This is a genomic window from Mesorhizobium sp. M1A.F.Ca.IN.022.07.1.1 (genome assembly GCF_003997575.1).
In the GTDB taxonomy this organism is placed as follows: domain Bacteria; phylum Pseudomonadota; class Alphaproteobacteria; order Rhizobiales; family Rhizobiaceae; genus Mesorhizobium.
On record NZ_RZST01000554.1, the window covers coordinates 1 to 2,251 of the forward strand.

Below are 2,251 nucleotides of genomic sequence, written 5' to 3' on the forward strand. Positions count from 1 at the left end.
GTTCTAAGCCGCGATCAATCACCTTGGACGAGCGAGCATCTTTTTTCGGTTTCAAAAGCCGTGCCCGAGGAGGAAATGGCTAAGCTGACAGGCGACTTCGTCACCAAAGTATTCGAGGGGGCATTCGAGCAGGCAAGGGATTGGCACCAGGAAATGCTTGAACTGGCGCGCCAGCGCAATCCCAAAGCCAGCGATGTGTATCTCTTCTACACGACCTGCCCAAAATGCGCCGCGGCCTACGGTAAGAACTATGTCATAGGAGTGGCGAAGATTTCCTGACGCCAAACACGCCCGCACTAAGGTTGGAACCGGGTGCCTTGCCGTCCTTTGACGATCTCCACCGCATCTTCGAGCCGCCCGATCGCGGATGTTTTGCCGGTCGCCTGCACGAACTCGATGGCGGCGCTGATCTTGGGCCCCATCGAGCCGGCCGGGAAATCGCGCTCGGACAATTCTTTCGCCCCGACCTTTCGAAGTGCTCGCGCGTCCGGTGTGCCGTAGCCGAGATAGACCGCATCGACATCGGTCAGCATGAGCAGCATTTCGGCCTTCAACTGACGCGCCAGGAGCGAGCTCGCCAGGTCCTTGTCGATGACGGCTTCGACGCCGATCATGCTGCCGTCGTCGCGGGCGACCACAGGAACACCGCCGCCGCCCGTGCAGATCACGACGACGCCATGCTCGACCAGATAGGAGATCACCGCCACTTCCAGGATCTCGATAGGTCGCGGGGAGGCCACGACGCGGCGCCATTTGTCGCCGTCGGGTGCAACTGCCCAGCCGCGTTCGCCTGCCAGCCGTCGCGCAGTCGCCTCATCATAGACAGGGCCTATCGGTTTCGTCGGATGCGCAAAGGCCGGATCGCGTGGGTCCACCTTCACCTGCGTCAGCAGTGTTGCGAACAACCTCTGCCGGATCAAGTTGGCGAGCTCCTGCTCGATCACGTAGCCGATCATGCCGGCGCTCTCGGCGCCGAGAACGTCGAGTGGGAAGGCACCGTCTTGCGATGCGGCGGCCGATTGGAGCGCAAGCAGGCCGACTTGCGGGCCGTTGCCATGCGTGATGACGAGCGAATGGCCCTCGCCAATGAGCGCCGCCAGAACGGACGCCGCGCGCCTGACGTTCCTGCGCTGGTTCTCGGCGGTCATCGGCTCACCGCGCCGCAATAGCGCGTTTCCGCCCAAAGCTGCGACGATCAGCATCTCAGTTGCCGATGGTGGCGACAAGCAGCGCCTTGATCGTGTGCATGCGGTTTTCCGCCTGATCGAAGACGATCGAGGCGCCCGATTCGAATACATCGTCGGAAACCTCCATGCAGTCGATTCCGTATTCACGCGCGATGTAGGCACCGACTTCGGTCTCGGTGTCGTGGAACGCCGGCAGGCAATGCATGAACTTCACGTGCGGATTGCCGCTGGCCGACATCACCTCGCTCGTCACCCGATAGGGCGTCAGCTGACGAATGCGCTCCGGCCAGCCGGACTTGTCCTCGCCCATAGAGAGCCAGACATCCGTGTAGATGAAGTCGGCTCCCGCAACGCAGCTCTTGACGTCCTCGTCCAATTTAAAGCGGCCGCCACTGCGTTCCGTCAGGGCTCTCACGTGGGCGCAGAATTCCTCGTCTGGCCAGAGCTCTCTCGGGGAAGCTATGCGAACGTCCATGCCGACCTTGGCGGCGCCCACCGCCAGGGACTGGGCGACATTGTCGCGTCCCTCGCCGATGAAGGTGACGGTCATGTCCGAAAGATGCTTGTGCGTGAACTCGCGCATCGCCATGAAGTCGGCGAGAATTTGCGTCGGATGCGCCTCGTTCGTCAGGCCGTTGTAGACGGGCACGCCGGCATGCGTGGCAAGCAACTCGGCCTGATGCTGCGCAAAGCCGCGATATTCAATCGCGTCATACATCCGGCCGAGAACGCGCGCAGTGTCCTTCATGGACTCCTTATGTCCGATATGGCTGCCGGTGGGACCGAAATAGGTGACATGGGCGCCCTGATCGTAGGCGGCCACTTCGAATCCCGTCCGAGTGCGCGTGGAGTCTTTTTCGAAGATGAGCGCGATGTTCTTGCGAACAAGGCGCGGTATCTCGTGCCCTGCCTGCTTTGCTGCCTTGAGATCGGCAGCCAGCTTCAGGAGGAAGCGGATCTCTTCGGCCGAGAGGTCGTCCAGCGAAAGCACCGAGCGGCCATGCAGGTTGATCGACATTGTGTTTCCTTTCAGAGCGGGTCGCGGGCAATCGGGCAGGTCATGC

At 61.7% G+C, this 2,251-nt stretch carries 3 protein-coding genes; 1 reads left to right on the forward strand and 2 read right to left on the reverse strand.

Annotated elements, in window-relative coordinates; translation table 11 throughout:
- Positions 1 to 279, forward strand: a 279-nt coding sequence (locus EOA75_RS32040) for a hydrolase (RefSeq protein ID WP_348628694.1), incomplete at its 5' end; no start/stop codon positions are given.
- 17 nt (positions 280 to 296) lie between these two features.
- On the opposite strand, the gene arcC is transcribed toward EOA75_RS32040, so the two are convergent.
- Both arcC and argF read right to left on the reverse strand, forming a co-directional pair.
- Positions 297 to 1,202, reverse strand: a complete 906-nt coding sequence (arcC, locus tag EOA75_RS32045; protein WP_127326083.1) for a carbamate kinase — start codon at positions 1,200 to 1,202, stop codon at positions 297 to 299.
- 1 nt (position 1,203) lies between these two features.
- Positions 1,204 to 2,205 (reverse strand): ornithine carbamoyltransferase, encoded by a 1,002-nt coding sequence (gene argF / locus EOA75_RS32050; protein ID WP_127326084.1) that lies wholly within the window; start codon positions 2,203 to 2,205, stop codon positions 1,204 to 1,206.
- Positions 2,206 to 2,251 lie beyond the last annotated feature (46 nt).